Here is a 20713-nt window from a genome sequence, read left to right as displayed (position 1 = left end):
CCTCTTAATCCGTCATTCATTCCTGTTCTTCTATATCATTATAAAACAACTTCTTTTCATTTTGGGCAAAAGATTATGGATATTTGATTGATTTCAATTGATCTTTATAAGAATAGAAAAAGACAGTCTGTTCATTCAGACCGTCTCCAGCGATACATCCCATTTCCCGGGAAATTTGTCGAGGATTATGAACCCACAATGGGATAATACGAGCTGTTTTGTGTGTAATACAGCATATAACCTAAAAATACAGCTAATCCCGCATAAGCAGCTCCGAACTTTAGGCGAACCATCGACGGGACATCGTAATACTTGTCATTCTCAAACTGTACTAATTCTATATTTATTTTGATTTCAGCATATGTCGGCTGTTCTGCTGGAACTTGAATCACGCCGCTCGTTTCAACACGATGAATGATCGACTGCTGCGGAATATGAATCACTTCACGTATATTCATCGCTTCCCAACATACCTCCAGCAGCTGCTCGCCATCCAAAGTGGAGTACGTCGTGAATTCCAGCTCTCGTCGGTGGTATTCACCGGGAAGTGAATCCCCCCACATGGCGAGCGAATCCAAGGGCACCTCGCACCGCGTTGAAAATCGTTCCTTCCTCTTGCGATCTTTCTTCAACACATATTTTTGAAGCAGCTCCCAGGCAAACAAAGCCCAGATCAAAATAAATATAAAGCTATTTAAATATATCGCCAGTCCTAAGCCTAAAACAAGACCAATCAGCCACAGCCAACGTGTCACTGCTGTCGAAATTCGTCCTCCATCTAATGGATGGACCGGGATTAAATTGATCAGATTAAGAAAAAATCCGATGTTGGCGATGACCAGCCACAGCGGATCCTCTATCCATATCCCGATCAGTAATGTACAGACAGCACCTGCTGTACCTAATAGCGGACCTCCGTATGCAACATAGGCTTCGGTTGCAGCGTCCCGAGGATGCTTCTTAAGTGCAATGAAGGCACCAATGAATGGGATGAAATACGGTGCACTGACCGGAAGACCTTTAAGCTTCGCCGCGATCAAATGCCCCATTTCGTGAATGAATATCATCGTGACTAAACCAATAGAAAAACCTAACGGATACCAAATGGCATAAGTGCCGATCGTAATCAGCATACTGATCAGCGGTCCGGCGAACTTGGCCGTCTTGAGCAGCGCCAATATCGACTTCAGCTTCGTGGCAATAAATATCGCAACCGCCCCGAAGATCCACCAGTTTTTTCGTTTCTCAGGTTGAGGCATGCATATCCTCCCTTCCGAGATTACGCCCCCCACTGCTGCTGATATACGTCCTCTTTGAAGCCTACCGTCACCTTCTTACCATCCGTTACGATCGGTCTTTTCAGCAGCATTCCGTTGGAAGACAGCAGTTCCAACTGTTCTTCTTCGGTCATATCCGGCAGTTGATTTTTCAAGTCCATCTCACGATACACCTGGCCAGCGGTATTAAACAGCTTCTTCAGTTCGACGCCGGATTTCAAATATCCCTTTAACTCTTCTTTCGTAGGCGTCTGCTCAACAATATGTTTTTTTTCAAGCTCATGTCCCCTCTGTTCAAGCCATTTGATCGCGCTGCGGCACGTCCCGCACTGCGGATAGTGGTATATTGTTAATTTCATAGATGCAACCCTCAATCTCTTTATATTGTACGTCTTAACTCTTGCTCCAGAATCAGCATATCTTCCGGGAACGGTGCTTCGAACACCATCTCCTCGCCAGTAACAGGATGAGCAAATCCAAGTTTGGCTGCATGTAATGCCTGCCTTCCTATTGGATATCGCGCATTCACTGCTTCATCTCCATAACGACTGTCACCGATGAGAGGGTGGCCTTTAAACGTCATATGTACTCTGATCTGATGCGTTCGCCCAGTTTCTAACCTAAGCCTGACCTTTGATGCTTCTTGATACGTTTCGAGCACCTGATAGTGAGTTCTCGCAGGGTACCCTTCTTTAATGACCATACGATAATGGGGGTTTTCTGGATCCCGATCGATCGGAGCGTCAATGACTCCCTCGCTCGGATCAGGATGACCGATAACAATTGCCTGGTACTCCTTAAGCACACGGTCCTTCTGTTCGAAAATCCGCTGCTGTACAAAAGGATTTTTTGCGATACACATGACGCCCGATGTCTCCTGATCAAGACGATGAATAGGGCGAAAACGAAACTTGACTCCTTTGCTCTGCCAGTAGTGTACGACTCCATTAGCCAGTGTATTCTGATAATGGCCCAATGTAGGATGAACAATTAAACCCGCAGGCTTGTTCACGATCAGCAGGTGCTCATCCTCGAATATGATATCAATGGGAATCGGTTGAGGGAGAATATCGTCGGATGATTCTTGCTCCATCCGAACCTCCACCAAATCCCCTTGGTGCACGATCATGCTGGTAAAGGCCCTTTTGCCGTTGACCGTAATTCCTTCTTCCGTGAATTTCAATCTCGACACTAATTTTCTAGACAAGTTCATTCGGCTGCGCAGGACGGTTCGCAAATACCATCCATCTTCTGCTTCCGTTATCGTATACTGGAGTGGTTCATAATACGTCATTGTCATGGTCTATTCTTAAACACCTCTGCACTGCGCACATATTCAACATCCGGCTCGCCCAACCTTTGGTTCGAAACTCTCGCCAGGGTAAAGAACAAATCAGATAAACGATTGACATACGTTCTGACATGTTCATTGATATCCGCCTGTGCAGCCAACGTGACAACTCTTCGTTCCGCTCTCCGGCATACGGTACGGCATATGTGCAGGGAAGAAGAAAGGAGAGTTCCTCCCGGCAATATAAACCGTGTCAAATCTTTCGTTTCCTGATCATAACGATCAATCCACTGTTCCAATCTTTCAACCATTATGGCATTTACCTTATACCCCTTCGGACCTGGCTTCAGGGCTGAAAGATCCGAACCACAATCGAACAGCTCGTGCTGTATTTCGGTCAAATCCTTTTTCATATCGGAGAACATCGCATCTTCCATTAGACTCACCGATGAACCCACGAAGCTGTTCAACTCATCGATCGTTCCGTATGCTTCTACTCTCACATCATCTTTAAACACTCTGCCGCCGATCACCGATGTTTTTCCTTCATCACCAGTTCGCGTATAGATTTTCATACCCATCGCTCCTTAAAAGGTGCATTTCATTCCATTTCTAATGGGGCTCCGATCCATTAAGAAGAAGGCTGAGCCAGCACATCCAGCACTTTTCTCGTCTTCTCCATATCATCAGCACCCGGGTGAATCACTGCGAACCATTCCTCTTGCGGTTCAAAGCCCGCTTCTTTAACAGCCCGGCTGTTGTTTACGGGTAGACCATACAGATGTTTCTCTCCGGTATATATGATCTCATTCCCTTTACCAAAGTCCACGAGCTCCACAACACCGCTTGGATAATCGTCGGGACTGTACCATTCCTCCAGCTCAATGCCCCCGCCTTGGCGCATATAATTGACAAAATCATCTTTACTTAGAATATAAATGCTGTAATCGGAAGCGGCCATATCAACCATCAGTTTGCTCGCATTATACAGGCTGTTTCCCCAAACGGAAATCGATATTCCATCCAAAGCCGGTTCCTTTTGGAGTACATCCTGCAAATTTTGCGCAAAGTCTTCGGGCTGTCCGCCCCTTGGGTAAATACTAATCTTGACATCCGCATTGTCACCATCCCCTCCGCAGCCTGCAGTGATCGCAAGCAGCAGAACGATAATCAACAATAATCCTTTTTTCACTCTCCCCACCTCGCACCCTTTTCCTGTATCTGAAGCTATACCCTATTATCATAGCAAATTCCCTAAGCAAGTGAAAATATATTACGTACGATGATCAAATGAAACAGCAAAAGAGGCGGGTGAATTAATCCCGGCCTCTTTTGATACGCATATATTCGTTAATTTTACGATCCAACATACAGCTGAGTTGAATGACGATTTCTGAAGTAAACGATTTTTGTTCGTTCACGGCTTGCTCCATCTTAGTTCGGAGATAATCTCTTCCTCCAGTGTCATGACTGTGCTGGAAGTTCGAGATATTGAAGGGGTATCACTCGTTTTATAACGACTGCGCTCATCCATGATCGATTCCAAGTAATGAATGAAACGATGATTATCTATTGCGATCAGATCGGCCCCTCCTTTACCATATGATGAACAAAACAAACAAAGGATAATCTGTTAACAATTGTAAAGTTATTCAATTGCATTATAAGATAATCTGATTGTGTTGTCCAGCATCTGAATACCGAATCCGCGTTTCGCGTAATTTCGGATGAACCGATCCATCAATTTAATATAGGCTTGACAAATTTTCCAATCCGATCAATGGCTTCCGTCAACTGATTTACGGATGTCGCATAAGAACAGCGAACGAAACCTTCCCCGCCTAGACCGAACACGTGTCCGGGAACAACCGCCACTTTGCCTTCCTTCAGCAATTGTTGGGCAAATTGTTCGGAGCTGAGTCCGGTCTTTTGAATCGAAGGGAATGCATAAAATGCTCCCTGTGGTTCATGACAATCGAGACCGATCTCCCGGAATCCTTTGACAACCAATCTTCTTCTCTGGTTATAGGATTCCATCATTTTCCCCATTTCTTCCATTCCGTTGCGCAGCGCCTCTAGAGCGGCAATTTGTCCCATAACTGGTGCGCACATGACCGTATATTGGTGAATTTTCAGCATGGCGGCAATGAGATCTGGATGACCGCATGCATATCCCATCCGCCATCCTGTCATCGCGAACGCCTTCGAAAAGCCGCTCACCAAGATGGTCCGATCCTTCATGCCTGGAAGCGATGCAAAGCTGACATGCTTTGAACCGTAGGTCAGCTCAGCATAGATTTCATCCGAAATGACAATCAAATCGTGTTTTTCCACAAGCTGTGCAATCGGAAGCCAGTCTTCATAAGACATTTTCGCACCCGTAGGGTTGCTTGGATAACAAAGAATAAGGACCTTGGACTTCGGTGTAATGGCTGCTTCGAGCGATTCCGCCGTCAGCTTGAATTGATCCTTTGCGAATGTTTCAATCGGAACAGCTGTACCGCCGGTAATCGTACCGATCGGTGAATAAGAAATATAGCTTGGCTCCGGCACCAAAATTTCGTCTCCAGGTGATATCAAGGTACGCAGCGCCAAATCAATCGCTTCGCTGCCGCCTACGGTGACCAAAATCTGATTGGAAGGCTCATAATGAACCTGAAATTGTTCGTATAAATACTTACCAATCTCTTCTCTTAGCTCCAACAAACCGGCATTCGGCGTATAGGCGGTCTTGCCCTGCTCCAGAGAATACACACAAGCCTCTCGAACGTGCCACGGTGTAATAAAGTCAGGCTCGCCGACACCGAGTGAAATAATATCCTTGCTTCCACTAACTAAATCAAAAAACCTCCGAATTCCGGAAGGTGGAATATTCCGAACCGACGGAGTAATGTAATCCTGCATACTTTTCTTGGTCAGCTCTCTATGCGTCGTCATTTCATTCACCTACGGGCTCACAAGCATTCGGTGATCATCTTGATGGTCCTCAAAGATAAACCCATCCTGCTTGTATTTCTTCAAAATGAAATGCGTTTTGGTGGAAAGCACAGAGTCTAATGTAGATAACTTATTCGATACGAAGGAAGCTACATCTCGCAGAGATTTCCCTTCAATTTCCACCTGCAGATCGTAAGCACCGGACATTAAATATACCGCCTTCACTTCCGGATATAAATAAATGCGCTCTGCGATCGCGTCAAATCCTCTGCCGCGTTCCGGTGTAATTTGCACTTCGATCAAGGCTGTCACTTTATCAGAATCAACCTTGCTCCAATTAATAATTGGCGCATATTTGACGATGACCTTATCTCGCTCCATTTCCTCAATAGCGGCTTGGATCGCTTCTTCTGATTCATCTAGCATGGCCGCCAGTACGTCAATGCCTTTTCTCGCATCTTCCTTCATAATTTCCAATATCTTAAACTTCAAATCATTCATGAGGGACACCTCCGCGCCCAGTAGTTTAATGCATTATACTTTATATTACAACGAATTGTGAAGGTCTGCAAAAAAGAAAACTGCCAAACGGAGGGATCTGTCGGCAGTTTCCTATTCAACACAGTACGCTCGTCCTTGTTTTCGCCGCATCGGCACTTTATTTATTCGTCATCACATCCCGCTGTTCACCGACCATTTTGCGCATGAAAATCCAGGAGATAATCGGAGAGCTTCCGATGACGACGAGAAAAATGATAAATGGAATCCTCTGCTCGATTCCAATCCATGTGACAAAAGCGATAAACAACAAATTTCCCAGTATGCGCCCAACATTTAGCCCTGTCTCTCTCAGCACAACATACTCGACCCTGTGCTCTACCGCTTTTTGATCCTTGCCGATTAAGTCAAAGACAGAAGATGTCATCGGTATCGCGAACATAGGGAAGAACAAAGAGGTTCCGATTCCAAAGATCAGCAATGTCGGATAGCTCAGCTGTACGAAAAACGGCAAAATGAAGACCAGCAGCGCAATGGTGCCGACCAGCATAAATTTCAGTCTGCGTTTTGGCTTCATCCACCGCCCAATGAGCCAAAAACTAAGCAGCCCCACCGCGGACGTAATAAAGGAATACGTACCGAGGCGAAATTCGTTTTGCGTCACTTCATACACCAATAGGCCGACAAGAAAGAAAAAGATCCCTTCGCGGATCCCTTGAAACACTAGTCCGGTAAAAGCCTTCCTCCATGGATTCTTATGATCGGCCAAATGCTTGAACGCATAAAACCACTCGTACTTGCCGTCCACCTTCCGTTTCTTCAAGAAGAAGCTGAACACGACCGCGACGATAAATACAGCAAGCGAGGTGCTGAAGATCACCGGATAGCCCTTGCCATCACCTAGCTGTCCAATGATGAAACCGGATAGCCATGGGGCAAGCATACCAGACAGGGAACCCAGCAAACCGGCAATGCCGTTGAAACGGTCACGGTTGTGCGGTCCCGTAATTTCGAAATAAACCACATTAAAAGCTAACCAGAACAATCCGGATGAAATACCTTGCAGTGTGCCTAACAGTAAAGCAAAGCGAGCCGCCTGTCCATCCAAAAACAGGATGACCAGGTACATCACTGCGGAGAGCGATATGCCAATTCGCAAGGTGATCATTTTATTGTGTTCCTTTACCCACTTACCCGCGAAATAAAAAGTCAGCGTTCCGCCTAGATGCTGGAAAAGAGCAAACCAGCCAATCAGCCCGAAGTCTCTGCTTTGCTTAAAAATAAACACATTGACGAATAGAATGGAAAGAGCCGTTGCAGCCCCGTGCAGCCCCTGTACCGTTAACAGTAAAATGGACTGACGATCCAGTGCCGCTTTTGTTTTGTTCCCAGGCTCCTTTTCCTCCTGTTTTTTCGATCGAACGGCATATGGAATCCCGGGCATCGTATGACGTTGAATCGTAAGACGGGGAAACGTTTTTTTGTTTTTGGAATCGGTTGCCATCATTTTCACCTTTTCCATTTGAAGGTTCTATATCATCGAAATGATTCTTAGACCTCCATTAACCTTCCCCAATCGTTCCCAAACCAAACCTTACAAACATTTCAAGCGATCTTCTCGAGAAAGAACCGTCTTTATTTCAAAACAGTGCGGACATACATGAAGATCGAGCGTAAAAGGAGCGCAAAGGAAACTGTTTTTGCCTTGAATCGGCTGAAAATGCTCTGTATCCACATGCTGCTGACCGGTAAAAATCATCTCTCCCTGACAACTGCTGCATAGCAGCGTTTCCTCCTGCTGCTGAATGTATTGTTCAACCTTTTGCTCAAATTCATATACCTGTTCCGAGGTTTCGCCATGTTCCAGCTGCTCCAACAGCTGCAGCGTCTCCTCGTCAAATGCTTCATCTTCGTCCACCGTTCCAAAGGCTTCCTTTTCCGTTTCCTCTTCATCATCCGGGCCGACTTGAATCGTTCGGTAACCCTTTAGTTCGTTTTCGCAAAACGGACAAGTCTCCTCCGGTCCGATTTCCTCATCCCATACAATTTCACTATCACACCAAGGGCAAATTTGCCTTTCCATGCCGCCTTCCTCCTATCCGTTGAAAAAATAAACCAGACCAAAAATAATAAACAGTGCCGCAAATACAAGCAGCGTCCCCCATAAGTATTTCATACGGTTTCACCCCATTTGGCCAAACGTGTTTATCGAATACTTGCACCAATGACATAAGACAACGCAACTGAAATCGCGAGGGAAACTAGGCCCACGGCTTGATTGCCTTTTTCCAATTGTTCATCCACTTTGAACACAGGCGTTAAAAACTCAAAAATAAAGTATGCCGCTAACAGTAACAGAAAGCCAAACCCCGCCCATATGAACGAATCATATAAGGAACCCGCGCGATTTTGCATGGCAAACCGAAAGATGTTGCAAATTCCGAATATTTTACCTCCGACGGCCATGGCGACGGCCACGTTTCCCTGCCTAATTTGATCCCATGCACGGTAGCGAGTGACCCATTCGAACAAGGCTAAAAACAACACTAAAGCAAGTACAGCTACCGAAAAGTAAGCCAATGTTTCAATATAGGTATTTTGCAGCAATTGGTCCAGCTGCTTGCTTAACATTTCTTGATCCATCGGTTTCTCCTCCCCATGGAAACACATCATCTTCTCAGGCCGGTCAGCGCCTAATTTATTTCAGTTCCGCTACAGTGATGCCGGTACCGCCTTCCCCGTAATTGCCTAATCTAAAGTTCGCAACATGCTTGTGCTTCTTCAGAAACTCTTGAACACCCGAACGAAGGGCCCCGGTTCCTTTGCCATGAATAATATAGATTTGCGTTAAGTTGGCCAGTAAGCTTTCATCGATAAAACGGTCCACTTCCATAAGCGCCTCTTCCAACGTCGCTCCGCGCAGGTCGAGCTCCGTACTTACCTGCTCCCCTTTGCTTCGCTTTACGGTCGGAGACACATGAACCTGTTTTTGCTCGGAGGCCGACTTCTTCACAAGCTCAAGATCGCTGCGCTTCACTTTCATTTTCATAATACCAAGCTGGACGATCACTTCATTCTTGCCGGACTCCTCGACGACATGTCCCTTCTGTCCAAAGCTGTGAACATACACTTCATCACCTGGTTCTACCTCTGCAGTGTCTGCTGCCTTTTTCCTTGGAGCCGACTTTGGAAGCGACGGAACCGCCCGATCCAACCGCGTTTTGGCATCGATCAGCTTATGTTCTTTGATGGAAGCCTGCTCCTCCATCGCTAGAGACCTCAGCTCTGCAATGATCTCATCCGCTTCCTTCTTCGCTTTGGCAACGGCCTGCTGCGCTTCCTGCTGCGCTTTTTCCATCAATTTGGCCTTTTGCTCCTCAAGCCTTTGGCGCTGCTGCTCAAGATCCGAACGTAGACGGTCAGCCTCGATACGAAGCTGCTCCGCCTGATCACGTTCCGATTCCGCGCGAATCCGATTCGCCTCGAGTGATGCGATCATGGTGTCCACCTTCTGATCTTCTTCGCCTATTTGCCCCTGCGCCTTCTCAATGATCGACGCGTGGAGACCTAACCGTTTCGCAATAGCAAAGGCGTTGCTTCGTCCTGGAATGCCGAGCAGAAGTCGGTACGTTGGGCTTAAGGACTGAACATCGAACTCCATGCTCGCATTTAAAACCCCTTCCCGATTGTACGCATACGCCTTTAGCTCGCTGTAATGCGTCGTAGCGACAAGACGACATCCCGTTCTATGAATATGCTCAAGGATAGAAATAGCCAAAGCCGACCCCTCTGCGGGATCAGTCCCAGCTCCTACTTCATCAAGAAGGACAAGGCTGTTAGGCGTCATTTCGTTCAAGATTCGAATGATATTCGTCAGATGGCTCGAAAACGTACTCAAGTTCTGCTCAATGCTCTGCTCGTCACCGATATCAGCATACACTCCATCAAAGACGCACATTTCACTGCCGTCCTCCGCAGGGACGAACAAGCCGGACATCGCCATCAGGCTTAGCAGGCCTAGCGTCTTCAAGGTAACGGTTTTTCCTCCGGTGTTGGGTCCGGTAATAATCACTGAAGTAAACTGCTTTCCGATCTCGATATCGAGCGGGACGACAACGCTTGGATCAATCAGTGGATGCCTTCCTTTTTTCAACCGAATATAACCATCCTGATTCATTTTCGGAAGCGATGCTTTCATCTCGTAAGCTAATGCAGCTTTAGCAAAATGAAAATCTAGCTGCATTACCACATCTTGGTTTAAAGCCAATGCATCGTGCTGCTCCGCAACGAGACTTGATAAGCGTGTCAAAATTTTCTCGATTTCTCTTTCTTCCTGCAGTTTCAGCTCTCTCAGCCTATTGTTCATCGTGACGATCGCTTCTGGTTCAATAAACAGCGTCGCGCCGGAAGCCGATTGATCATGAACGATACCGCCGAAATGTGAACGGTATTCCTGCTTGACGGGAATGACATAACGGTCATTGCGAATGGTGACGAGACCTTCCTGCAGCTTCTTGAGTGTCGAAGGAGACTTAATCATCTGCTCCAATTTTTCCCGAATACGGCTTTCCCCAGACCGCAATTCTCGCCGAATGCGCGCAAGCTCGGGAGAAGCCTGATCCATTACTTCCGCTTGGTCGTCGATGCAATCTTTAATTTCTCTCTCCAGCTCTCTGCATTCCTCAATCTGTTCGCTAAGCCGAACCAAAATATCGAGCGGACGATTCTCGTGAACCTGCATGATATGCTGCTTTAACCGCCTAGTACCGTAAACGGTATTACCGATGTCGGTGAGCTCAAGCGCATTCAGCACACCTCCGACTTTCGTTCGCTGTAAAGAAGCGCTTAGCTTCTTAATACCGCCAAACGGGGCCGGCCCCTTCAAACGAATGACTTCACTGGCCTCGTAAGTGGCCTGCAGCCGGTGAGTAACTTCCGGAAGCTCAGAAGAAGGAGTAAGTACGGCAGCTGCCTCCTTGCCTAAGGCAGTGGCTGCTTGATCCGCTAATTTATATCGAATTTTCGTAAATTCCAGGGTATGAAATATTTTGGTATCCAAATTCACGTACCTCCTTGCTGTTTACATTATAGCGGAATCATATTGGAATCGCCATGCTGCCGAGACTAAAATGGCTCAGATGCATACTTAAGCTGGTTCCGGAAAAGATAAGAGAAGTACACCGTTAAAAAACATACTTGCTACAGGAGGGATGAACTTGACTATTTTGGGCCATGTCGTTCGGTTCGTTGTTTCCGCTATTGTATTAATGGTCGTTGGCTTCCTGGTACCGGGTTTCTCGGTAGGTGGATTCGTCAGCGCCTTAATTTTAGCTCTTGTGATCGCCGCAATCGGTTGGATTGTTGAAGGCATATTTGGTCAAAAGGTGACTCCTTTTGGCCGAGGTTTGGTCGGCTTTTTAATCAGCGCTGCGGTCATTTATTTTGCTCAATTTATTGTAGGAGATGTTGAGGCCAGCATTATCGGCTCCTTACTCGCCGCTCTAGTGATTGGCATAATCGATTTGTTCATTCCAGTCGCAACGCCGTTTGACTATGCTGGCGGCAAAGATAAAAGGGATTAATAACGAAATAAAATGCTGAAGACACCGCACACCGCGGTGTCTTCATTGTATTTCTGTCAGCTCGTTAAAAACGGTCTTCTTTTTTCCATGCTTCCACGATATTTGCTACCGTTTCGTCATCATAGCCGATTCCGGTAAGGTATGATTTCATCGAAACTTCCGTCAGAACCTGAGGATAACTCACGGAATGACTCTCCTCAATCCCGCGGTCCACCCACGGCTTCACTTTTTTCGATGCTTCTGTAAAAGTCACTTCAGGCATCGTTGGATTAGGTTTATTGTTCTCGGCCAGCGGCAATACCTGATCCGGTTCAACATTTTCGGTATGTGGAAAAGCATTGGCGAATGGCAATTCGTATGCATTTTCGTTCTCAAGCGGAATCTCATAAGGGGAACTCATCATCGGTTTATTGTTTTCCATCAATGGAAGTGTATATTCGGGTTCATTCGGCATGTTCGTGATGGGTGATGTATATTGAGGATACATATTCGCTGGAGCATTTCCAGAGTAAGGCATAGCAAGTTGAGGCGGCATATGGTTCGCGTTCGCTATCGGCAGCACTTGCTGTGGTAAAGCATTCATTGGCGCTGGATTCATCGATGCAGGAGCAACAAATGATGGGTATGGATTTATATTCGGGTTCGGGTTTGGTTCATGCATAATCGGTGCCGTTTGAACAGGTGCCGGGTTTACACCTGGGAATACACTTAACGGCATTGTCATGTGCGGATGCATCATCGCATGCTGCTGGCACGGGTGACAACCTTCATATGGCTTAGGATTGGCATGGTGCATCGGCATCATATGGGACACAGGTGCTTCAAACATAGGCACATTCGGCATCATATGGGACGCAGGCGCTTCAAACATAGGCGCATTCGGCATCATATGAGACGCAGGCGCTTCAAACATAGGCGCATTCGGCATCATATGAGACGCAGGCGCTTCAAACATAGGCACATTCGGCATCATCCCTGCAGGTGATTCATACACGGGCATATTCGGCATCATGCCCACATTTGGATTTGGCTGTTCAGCTGCCGGCAGTTCGTACATCGGTGTCTGTAGATTGACAGACGGCGCTTCAGCAGCCTGCTCTTCATTGCGGTGTAATAACTTCGAGGAATCCGTTTGAACGGGCTTCAATTGTTTTTTTCTTTGCTTTTTCTCCATGAGAGTAGACTCTCCTTTTCTTCTTTAATAGGCCAATGTATACTATGCTATAGCCCGCCCGTCCTGTTCCCCTCTCCAGCAAATTAAGGAAAAATATATAAATATGGAAGAGCCTCTCACGTACTAAAACATTCATCAAAATGTAAGAAAGACTTCAAGAAGTTGCTACAGACTTTTCGTAATAAAAGCGCTATGATGTTTCTGGTACGAAGGTATATCATTTTCAATCTAATTTGGGGGGCAAACCAATGAAAAAATGGATGGGGCTTATCATCGCCTTTACTTTAGTGTTCTCTTTAGCCGCATGCGGTGGAAACGGAGATTCGGATACGAGCAATGCTGCGGTAGAAACGAATGAATCCGGCGCGACTGAACTAAAAATTATCGCGACCAACTGGCAGTTCGATCAAGAAACGTATACCATCAGCAAAGATACACCTATTGATTTCGTTCTGGACAGCCAGGAAGGCTATCACGGTGTGAAAATAAAGGGCTTAGGCATTGAGCTGGAGAAAGATAACAAAAAGCAGTACAAAATTACCGAAGCTGGTGAATACGAAATTGTATGCAATATCATTTGCGGAGCAGGCCATAGTGAAATGAAGGCCACACTCATCGTGCAATAAGAATCATGGCCATCCCTAGACAGCATTTTATACGCTAGGGATGGCCTTTTTAAATCCCGGAAGTTTCCGATTCCCCTCTCCCTGTGGCAAAACGACCCTCGACATTGAAACTCAGCCTTTCCACAAAAAAACTCTCCACCGGCCTACGCCAATTAGAGAGCTTCTTTCGTATTTCATTCATAGGATGATTATTTCTTCGATTCCGGGTCTTGTTCCATCAGCCGAAGCCATTCATTAAATTCGGTTTGCAGCTTGCCGTATTCCTCTTTTAACTTGTGATATTCCGACTCAAAGGAATCGTTCTTCTGCTCCTGCTGCTTCACCTGCAGCTCCGTCTGACGCTTTTCCTCTTTCAATTGATCGACTTCTTTTTGCAAATGGGACAGCTGCTCGCGAACACTCTGCACCTGCTGACGCTCACGCTCCAACTGCTGGTTGATCTCGGAATGTTCTTGTTTCAGCCGTGCGTTCGCTTCCCGAAGTTGATTGATTTCCTCCGATTGGATTTCCCGATTAATCTCCTGCTTCTGCTGCATTTGTTTGAGCGCTTCCTTCGCTCTGATTGCATCGTCCATGACGTTGACTGCAGACAGTACCGCGATTCTCGGCATATCCAGCTTCGGATTGGCCCGGGCAATTTGTTTCATTTGCTCGTCGAGCAGCTTTGCAACTTGTTTGATATGCTCTACAGACGTATCCGATCCACCCATGATGGTATAATTCGTCCCATATATATCAACCGTAACTCTGGTCTTTGCTTCGGAATTCATTGTAAATCCTCCTAGTATTCCTCTCCCCCTTATTTGTAACAGACAAGGGTCTTGCAGCTGCACCGCGGTTACTCATCCGATCATCATGTAGTATGGTTCCACAATAAAGCCGAATTCACCGGGCTATGAAAATACATTCGATGAATTCGGCTTATTTCCTGCTGCTACTTACGAAGTTCGGCCCCGAAAGATTGCTCCAATCTGTCCACGACCTTCTGATGAACGGCTGTTACCTCATCATCTGTCAGCGTCCGCTCATGATGGCGGTACACTAAAGAGAGCGCTACACTTTTCTTGCCTTGGCCCAGCCGATCTCCTTTGAAAATATCGAATACTTGCAGGGACTCAAGAAGTTCACCGGCATGGTGTTCAATTTCCTTCAACATATCACCGACTCGGACAGCATCTTCAACGACGACAGCGATATCTCTTGTCATAGCTGGGAACTTCGGCAGCATCCGATAGGAAATCTGCGTATCGGCCATCTCGTAAACCTGTGCCAGCTCCATCTCCATCGCATACGTATCATCCAAATCCTTCCGATGCTGAAGTTCTGGATGCAGCTGACCGATTCTCCCAATCTCGATCCATTCGCTTCCGCTGTGAAGCTGAATCTCTGCGGTCCTGCCAGGGTGGTATCCCTCGAACTGAGATGGTGCAAAACGAACCAAGGAACCTAAACCCAAATAAGCAAACAACTGCTCCGCAATGCCTTTCAAATCATAGAAATCCACTTTGGCAGATTTACCGGACCAGTGCGCCTGCTGCTTATTTCCGGTCCAAAGCACGGCCAGCAGCTGCTTCTCTTCCGGCAGTTTACTGATTCGCTCTTCTTCACTCACAAATACCGTGCCAATCTCGAAAACGGCGACGTCATTCAAACTGCGATTCCGATTGTACTGCGCCGTTTCCAACAAATGTGGAATTAAGCTCGTTCGCAGCACACTTCGCTCCTCGCTCATCGGCATGGCTAATTGTACGGGGACGCTTGGTGAATAAGCGCCCGGCAGTTCATTGATCCATTCCGGATGTGTAAATGAATAGTTAATGACCTCGTGAAGCCCACTCTCTGTGAGCTGTCTCCGAATCAGACGACGGATTTTTTGATCCTTCGTTAACGAACCCGGCGTAGTAACTCCTGTCATTAACGTGGTCGGAATATGATCATACCCATATAGACGAGCTGCCTCCTCGATGAGATCAACGTCACGCGTAATATCTCCTCTGCGAGTCGGAGCGGTAATGAACAAGGTCGTTCCTTCCGCTTCGAAAGCAAACTGCAGCCGGCTGAATACTTCCTTCAAATCATCCATGCTCATTTCCGTTCCCAGATAGTGGTTCACCCGCTCCAGACTTAAAGCGATCTTCACCGGCTCCGGAGCCAGCTTCATCTCCTCGACGATCCCGCCGGCTACCTGGCCGCTTGCATAGGCTGCAAGCAATTGAGCTGCTCTGTTCAATGCCGGAACAACACCGGCTGGATCCACTTCTTTCTCGAAGCGAAGGCTTGCTTCCGAACGAAGTCCCAGCTTTCTGGACGTTTTGCGAACGGAGCTTCCTGCGAATTTGGCCGATTCAAGAACGATCCGTGTTGTTGCTTCGGTCACTTCCGAATTGGCACCACCCATCACACCTGCAATCGCGATAGGCTTGACGCCGTCCGTAATGAGAAGCATCTCCTCATCGAGAGAACGGGTCTGGCCGTCCAATGTAACGATCTGCTCGCCTGGCTCCGCCTGACGAACAACGATCTGACCGTTGTCGAGTTTATCCGCATCGAACGCATGAAGCGGCTGTCCGTATTCCAACATGACATAGTTCGTAATGTCGACAACATTATTAATGGGTCGAATGCCTGCTCCCATGAGCCGATTTTGAAGCCATAAAGGCGAAGGGCCGATTTTCACTTCTTCAACGTATCTGGCCGCATAATGAGTGCATTGCCCAGGCGCATCGATCTTTACCTTAACGTACTGTGATGCAGCAACGTCCTGCTCAGGAACATCGTTATCCGGCAGCTTCACTTCTCTGCCTAGAATGGCACCGATCTCGTAAGCTGTCCCGATCATGCTCAAGCAATCGGAGCGGTTCGGCGTTAAGTCCAGCTCCATGACAGCGTCGGATAAACCCAACACCGGCAAAATGTCTTGTCCGATTTCCGTTTGTTCCGGCAGCACCAGGATGCCTTCCTGCTGTTCTTTCGGCAGCAATTTGTCGTTCATGCCCAGCTCTTTGGCAGAGCAGATCATTCCCTGCGATTCAACGCCTCTCAGCTTCGCCTTTTTAATTTTGAAATCACCGGGAAGCACTGCGCCGATAAGTGCCACAGGCACCTTTTGGCCGGCGTCCACATTTTTCGCCCCGCACACAATTTGCAAATCTTGTCCTTGTCCTGCATCCACCGTACAGACATTCAGTTTATCCGCATCGGGATGCTTCTCCTTTGATTTCACATATCCTACCGTTACGCCGCTGATGCCTTTATTCCGATGCTCAACAATATCTACCTCGATCCCGCTGCGAGTGAGCTTCTCGGCAAGCTCCTCAGCGGTGTAGCCGGACAAATCAATATACTGAGATAACCATTCGTAGGAAACCTTCATCTATGTCTCACTCCTTTATTCCTGTCATTAAATATGCACGAACTGCTTGAGAAAACGAATATCGTTCGTATAGAAATGACGAATATCGTCAATCCCATACTTCAGCATCGCAATCCGTTCGACACCCATACCGAAAGCGAATCCGCTGTATACTTTCGGATCGTAGCCGGACATCTCCAGCACGCGAGGATGCACCATGCCGCTTCCTAGAATCTCAAGCCATCCCGTCTGCTTGCATACTCTGCAGCCGCTGCCTTTACACATCATGCAGGACACATCAACCTCGGCGCTTGGCTCGGTAAACGGGAAGAAACTTGGACGCATCCGAATGCGCGTTTCCGGTCCGAACATCTCCTGTACGAATTGGAGCAGAGTCCCTTTTAAATCGCTCATGCGAATATGCTTGTCGATGACGAGTCCTTCGATTTGGGTAAACATGTGAGAGTGGGTCGCATCGTCATCGTCTCTACGATATACCCGGCCAGGACAAATAATTTTGACCGGCACCTCGCCCTTCATGGACTCCATCGTACGAACCTGTACCGGTGACGTATGTGTCCGCATCAAGATTTCCTCCGTGACATAGAAGGAATCCTGCATATCCCGCGCAGGGTGATTTTGCGGCAAATTCAATGCTTCGAAATTGTAATAGTCCTGTTCTACCTCAGGACCTTCCGCGACCTTGAAGCCCATGCCCAGGAAAATATCTTCGATCTCCTCGATTACCTTATTCAGCGGATGCACCGCGCCTTTTCCTGGCGCACGCCCAGGAAGCGTGACATCAATCGTTTCAGACATCAACCGTTTTTGCGTTTCCGCTGCTTCCAAAGCTTCCTGTTTGCTCTGTACGGCATTCTCAATCGCGGACCGTACTTCATTCGCAACCTGACCGATCACCGGTCTTTCCTCCGCACTGAGTGCACCCATACCTCTTAAAATTTCGGTCAAAGGACCTTTCTTTCCTAAATATTTCACTCGCAAATCATTCAACGCACTCAGAGAATCCGCCTGCTCCAGCAGCTTCAGCGCTTCGTCTTGTAATGCCAGCAGTTTATCCTTCATGGAAGAACCTCCTCGTTCATGGTCTGTTTCCTGTTTTCACATGTTCTTTACAATAAAAAAACTCCCAAGTCCATCATAGGGACGTGGGAGCTCGTGGTACCACCCTAATTAGAATACTAAGTTCGCAGCCTGCAGCAGCGCTTCGCATTCTCACTCATTCAGATAACGGTCTGCAGCCGGTACCTCCTACTTGCCGGTTGTCTAATTCCACGGTTTCAGAGGACTGCTCCGGAGTGAACTTCAACAGCCTGATTCCGCTTCAGCCGCTCTCAGTCTCCGGCGGCCGATCCCTGTAGGGAAGCACTGTCTACTTTTCTCCATCTATGCATTTGATACATTGATTACTGTGTATTATATTGAATTCCGCTCGTCGATGCAAGTCGGATCAAGGTACAATCGTTAAAAATTATATCCACCCATGCTTTTGCGCCTTATTGATCGCTTCAATTCGGTTTTTCACTTCAAGCTTGGAAATCATGTCAGACATATAATTGCGTACGGTGCCCGTACTTAAATACAGATCGGCTGCGATCTCCTTAATGCTCTTGCCGCCTGCGACCAGCCTCAGTACTTCACGTTCCCGTTCCGACAGCGGATTTGTTTCTTTTCTCACTTCAAATATCAATTCTTCGGCAACTCTGCGCTTGCCTGTCATGACATCGCGAATAGCTTCGGCCAGCTCCTCAATCGGGCCGTCCTTCAGCAAATAGCCGTATACTCCGGCATCAACGGCCCGTTCGAAATAGCCTGGACGAGCGAAGGTCGTTAAAATGACGACCCGACACTTCGATCCGGATCTCTTCAGCTCTTCTGCCACCTCTAAGCCGCTCTTGCGAGGCATCTCGATATCAAGCAGGCAAACGTCGGGCACTTCGCTTTCAATTAATCGAAGCGCTTCGATACCGTCCGATGCCTGCCCAACAACCTCCATGTCGTCCTCCAAATCAAGCAGCTGACCCAGCGCCCCTCGCAGCATCCGTTGATCCTCCGCTATGATGATTCTGATCATATAACACCTTCCTGACTTTGCCTCACGATAACAGGTGCGGTCATCCGTACGAACGTTCCATCCTGATGCGTTACTTCAGCGAAGCCTTCAATCAGGGACAAGCGTTCGGAAATGCCCTTCAAGCCGTTGCCTTGCTGAGCGCTGGAATTCTTGCTCCAGCGTCCATTATCATGAACCGTAATGTGCAGCTCGCTGCTGTCGCAACGTATTCGAATCCCACACTGGGAAGCGCCGCTGTGCTTGACGACGTTCGTCACTGCTTCTTTTATGCAGAGGCTTAAAATATTTTGGTTCAAATCGGAAATATTCGTATACCGGGTATCGCCGTCAAAATAAAACCGGATCCCCGCGGCTTCCAGAATACTTCTCGCCTCATGAATCGCATCGTTCAATTTTAACGCACGCATATCGGAGACAAGCTCCCTCACCTGCTTTAATGCCGCCCGTGACGTATTCTCGATTTCTTTGGCTTCCATCACGGCTCGGTCTGGGTCTTTGACTGCCAGCTTTCCTATCAATTGGCTTTTCAATGTAATCAGCGAAAGCGTATGGCCTAATGTATCGTGAAGATCCCTAGCAATCCGCATCCGCTCTTCCCGTTTCACCAGCTGTTTAATATGCTCATTCGCTTCCTCCAGCTTTTGCTCCAGCTCCATCCGGCTGTTCATCGAACGAATGCCGAACGGCGACATCAGCATAATTACGATAAACGGAAACGTAAAGAACAAGTCTGACGCCTCGATCTGATTTAGGCTGAACGCCAATGGAACGGCTATGACCAAAAAGAATGCCCCAAGAGCTAGGTAGAACGACTTTTTCTCCTTATACCATCCGATAAAATGAGCAGGAAAGAAGCCCATGAAAACATGATATAAACCATAAAATAAGGACATCAGCACAATAATCCCCATCTGAACGGCGAGCCATATCGAGTAGCTCTTTCTGTCCATCGTCCAATAAAGCTGCCTATAGGTCACAGCGAAAAGTAGAATAAGTCCGTAACCGAAAGCCATTTTCCACCCGCTGGTTTGATGAACGTAATAGATTGGCATCAGCAGATAGACCGTAAAAATAAAAGGGAAAAATCCAAACCGTTCAGGAAAAACCTGGAACTTGAATGATCGCACCTTCAAAACCGCTTACACCGCTTCCTGTTTTTTTCGAATATAGCTTGATAATACCATAAACAGGACCATATAACCGATCAGAATGGCCGCATCCCGCCACTTCGGCGCTTCACCGCTTACTAAATCCCAAGCACCTGATCCGAAGCTGTAAGATGGAAGCCATTTGCCGATAGCCTGCATAATATCGGGGAACATTTCGATCGGCATCCACATGCCCCCCGTGATAGCTAACGCAAAATAAAACAGATTGCCAACACCCGCCGCCGTATCGACCCGTTTCATCGTACCCAGCAGCGTGCCGAGTGCCAAGAACGGAAATGCAGCTAGAAATATCCAGCATCCGCTGAACAGCCAAGTCGCCCAAGACAGCTGTATATCATTGATGAGCATACCTGCGATGAAAATAACAACGATCGACAACAGATGAATGACCGATTGTGCAATCATTTTGGACAAAAAATAGATGCTCGCCGGCAATGGGGTAATACGCATAAACAATGCCCAGCCCTTGGAACGTTCTTCTACATTTCGAATGCCTAGCTGCAGAATCGCCGTTCCCATGATGCTGAAAGTCGTCATGGACATGAGATAACGCGCCTGCCATTCCCCCGCATCCATCCCTTCACTTCCGCCCTGTACCAGCCTCGTGAAGATTACGTAAAACAGAATCGGCATCGTCAATGAAGAAATCACATAATACTTATTCCGCAGTATACGCCTTACGTCCATTACACTTTGCATCCACAGCATGTTCATG

21 protein-coding genes and 1 other annotated feature are annotated in these 20713 nt (G+C 47.3%); of the genes, 2 read left to right on the top strand and 19 right to left on the bottom strand.

The genetic code is table 11. The features are described from left to right. Positions 1 to 185: 185 nt before the first annotated feature. From ACFPXP_RS05825 to ACFPXP_RS05770, 12 genes are all read right to left on the bottom strand, one after another. Positions 186 to 1259, bottom strand: coding sequence for a site-2 protease family protein (locus ACFPXP_RS05825; protein WP_379893245.1), 1074 nt, complete (start codon positions 1257 to 1259; stop codon positions 186 to 188). A gap of 20 nt (positions 1260 to 1279) precedes the next feature. Beyond that, on the bottom strand, positions 1280 to 1636 hold the full coding sequence (locus ACFPXP_RS05820) for an arsenate reductase family protein (protein ID WP_379893244.1): 357 nt from the start codon (positions 1634 to 1636) through the stop codon (positions 1280 to 1282). A 20-nt stretch (positions 1637 to 1656) separates the two neighbouring features. Continuing rightward, positions 1657 to 2577 (bottom strand): RluA family pseudouridine synthase, encoded by a 921-nt coding sequence (locus ACFPXP_RS05815; RefSeq protein ID WP_379893243.1) that lies wholly within the window; start codon positions 2575 to 2577, stop codon positions 1657 to 1659. Continuing rightward, positions 2574 to 3143, bottom strand: a complete 570-nt coding sequence (locus tag ACFPXP_RS05810) for a cob(I)yrinic acid a,c-diamide adenosyltransferase (protein WP_379893242.1) — start codon at positions 3141 to 3143, stop codon at positions 2574 to 2576. Before ACFPXP_RS05810 ends, ACFPXP_RS05815 begins: the two co-directional genes overlap by 4 nt. A gap of 56 nt (positions 3144 to 3199) precedes the next feature. Continuing rightward, on the bottom strand, positions 3200 to 3760 hold the full coding sequence (locus ACFPXP_RS05805) for a hypothetical protein (protein WP_379893241.1): 561 nt from the start codon (positions 3758 to 3760) through the stop codon (positions 3200 to 3202). Positions 3761 to 3884: 124 nt separating this feature from the next. Further along, entirely contained in the window at positions 3885 to 4001 is a 117-nt protein-coding gene (locus ACFPXP_RS05800; protein WP_379893240.1) for an aspartyl-phosphate phosphatase Spo0E family protein, read from the bottom strand. 307 nt (positions 4002 to 4308) lie between these two features. Next, the gene (locus ACFPXP_RS05795; RefSeq protein WP_379893239.1) at positions 4309 to 5505 is read right to left on the bottom strand and encodes an aminotransferase class I/II-fold pyridoxal phosphate-dependent enzyme; all 1197 of its coding nucleotides are present in this window, start codon (positions 5503 to 5505) and stop codon (positions 4309 to 4311) included. A 9-nt stretch (positions 5506 to 5514) separates the two neighbouring features. Then, positions 5515 to 6006 (bottom strand): Lrp/AsnC family transcriptional regulator, encoded by a 492-nt coding sequence (locus tag ACFPXP_RS05790; protein WP_379893238.1) that lies wholly within the window; start codon positions 6004 to 6006, stop codon positions 5515 to 5517. Between the two features lie 157 nt (positions 6007 to 6163). Further along, positions 6164 to 7510 (bottom strand): MFS transporter, encoded by a 1347-nt coding sequence (locus tag ACFPXP_RS05785; protein WP_379893237.1) that lies wholly within the window; start codon positions 7508 to 7510, stop codon positions 6164 to 6166. 87 nt (positions 7511 to 7597) lie between these two features. Further along, entirely contained in the window at positions 7598 to 8086 is a 489-nt protein-coding gene (locus ACFPXP_RS05780; protein ID WP_379893236.1) for a hypothetical protein, read from the bottom strand. A 122-nt stretch (positions 8087 to 8208) separates the two neighbouring features. Continuing rightward, positions 8209 to 8646 carry a DUF350 domain-containing protein gene (locus ACFPXP_RS05775; RefSeq protein ID WP_379893235.1) on the bottom strand — a complete coding sequence of 146 codons (438 nt, stop codon included), beginning with the start codon at positions 8644 to 8646 and terminating at the stop codon, positions 8209 to 8211. Positions 8647 to 8701: 55 nt separating this feature from the next. Next, a complete protein-coding gene (locus ACFPXP_RS05770; RefSeq protein ID WP_379893234.1) occupies positions 8702 to 11062 on the bottom strand; it encodes an endonuclease MutS2 in 2361 nt (786 codons plus the stop codon). A 157-nt stretch (positions 11063 to 11219) separates the two neighbouring features. Between ACFPXP_RS05770 and ACFPXP_RS05765 the strand changes: the two genes are divergently transcribed. Continuing rightward, positions 11220 to 11585: a phage holin family protein gene (locus ACFPXP_RS05765; protein WP_379893233.1), complete on the top strand. Its 366-nt coding sequence runs from the start codon at positions 11220 to 11222 to the stop codon at positions 11583 to 11585. A 64-nt stretch (positions 11586 to 11649) separates the two neighbouring features. On the opposite strand, the gene ACFPXP_RS05760 is transcribed toward ACFPXP_RS05765, so the two are convergent. Then, positions 11650 to 12759 (bottom strand): hypothetical protein, encoded by a 1110-nt coding sequence (locus ACFPXP_RS05760; protein ID WP_379893232.1) that lies wholly within the window; start codon positions 12757 to 12759, stop codon positions 11650 to 11652. Between the two features lie 248 nt (positions 12760 to 13007). Between ACFPXP_RS05760 and ACFPXP_RS05755 the strand changes: the two genes are divergently transcribed. Further along, entirely contained in the window at positions 13008 to 13385 is a 378-nt protein-coding gene (locus ACFPXP_RS05755; RefSeq protein ID WP_379893231.1) for a cytochrome C oxidase subunit II, read from the top strand. A gap of 188 nt (positions 13386 to 13573) precedes the next feature. Here ACFPXP_RS05755 and zapA read toward each other — a convergent pair whose 3' ends face one another. From zapA to ACFPXP_RS05725, 6 genes are all read right to left on the bottom strand, one after another. Next, positions 13574 to 14155: a cell division protein ZapA gene (zapA, locus tag ACFPXP_RS05750; RefSeq protein WP_379893230.1), complete on the bottom strand. Its 582-nt coding sequence runs from the start codon at positions 14153 to 14155 to the stop codon at positions 13574 to 13576. A 164-nt stretch (positions 14156 to 14319) separates the two neighbouring features. Beyond that, positions 14320 to 16758 carry a phenylalanine--tRNA ligase subunit beta gene (gene pheT / locus ACFPXP_RS05745; protein WP_379893229.1) on the bottom strand — a complete coding sequence of 813 codons (2439 nt, stop codon included), beginning with the start codon at positions 16756 to 16758 and terminating at the stop codon, positions 14320 to 14322. Between the two features lie 27 nt (positions 16759 to 16785). After that, complete coding sequence (gene pheS, locus ACFPXP_RS05740; protein WP_379893228.1) at positions 16786 to 17820, bottom strand: phenylalanine--tRNA ligase subunit alpha; 1035 nt, start codon at positions 17818 to 17820, stop codon at positions 16786 to 16788. Positions 17821 to 17894: 74 nt separating this feature from the next. Continuing rightward, positions 17895 to 18153 (bottom strand) — a binding site (T-box leader). A gap of 73 nt (positions 18154 to 18226) precedes the next feature. Beyond that, the gene (locus tag ACFPXP_RS05735) at positions 18227 to 18829 is read right to left on the bottom strand and encodes a response regulator transcription factor (protein WP_379893227.1); all 603 of its coding nucleotides are present in this window, start codon (positions 18827 to 18829) and stop codon (positions 18227 to 18229) included. Then, entirely contained in the window at positions 18826 to 19956 is a 1131-nt protein-coding gene (locus ACFPXP_RS05730) for a sensor histidine kinase (RefSeq protein ID WP_379893226.1), read from the bottom strand. The genes ACFPXP_RS05735 and ACFPXP_RS05730 overlap by 4 nt, the downstream gene beginning before the upstream one ends. A gap of 12 nt (positions 19957 to 19968) precedes the next feature. Continuing rightward, positions 19969 to 20712: an ABC transporter permease gene (locus tag ACFPXP_RS05725; protein WP_379893225.1), complete on the bottom strand. Its 744-nt coding sequence runs from the start codon at positions 20710 to 20712 to the stop codon at positions 19969 to 19971. Between the last annotated feature and the right edge of the window lies 1 nt (position 20713).

It is taken from the genome of Marinicrinis lubricantis, from assembly GCF_042658665.1.
Classification (GTDB): domain Bacteria; phylum Bacillota; class Bacilli; order Paenibacillales; family KCTC-33676; genus Marinicrinis; species Marinicrinis lubricantis.
Note: the sequence above shows the minus strand (reverse complement) of the source record. Positions and strands in the feature narration are given on the sequence as shown.